This window comes from Flavihumibacter cheonanensis (genome assembly GCF_022352215.1).
In the GTDB taxonomy this organism is placed as follows: Bacteria; Bacteroidota; Bacteroidia; order Chitinophagales; family Chitinophagaceae; genus Flavihumibacter; species Flavihumibacter cheonanensis.
This window is the reverse complement of record NZ_JAKRWF010000036.1, coordinates 1-292: the sequence shown is the minus strand read 5'-3', so window position 1 is coordinate 292 and position 292 is coordinate 1. Positions and strand designations below refer to the sequence as shown.

The window sequence follows — 292 nt, the reverse complement described above, 5'->3', positions numbered from 1 at the left end:
CGAGGCCTTCGCCGACGCCGGCCTGGCGCCTTCGGCGGACGGGGTGGTCGCCCGGCTCATGGAACGCGAGACGATCCTGTCGACGGGCATCGGCGGCGGGGTCGCGGTGCCGCACGCCCAGATCCCCCACCTCGGGCGCCTGGTGATGGCTGCCTCGACCCACCCGGACGGCCTCCGCTACCCGGCCCTGGACGGGCAGCCCGTTCGCCTCGTCTTCTGCCTCCTCGGCGACACCGACACCACGGCCGACCACCTGGCGGGCCTCGCCCGGCTGGCCCGGCTGGCGCGGCGC

Annotated in this window: 1 protein-coding gene; it reads left to right on the top strand. The window is 77.1% G+C overall.

The features are described from left to right. Positions 1-292 (top strand): PTS sugar transporter subunit IIA (locus tag MD536_RS21025; RefSeq protein WP_239603761.1); only part of this gene is annotated, 292 nt, incomplete at both ends.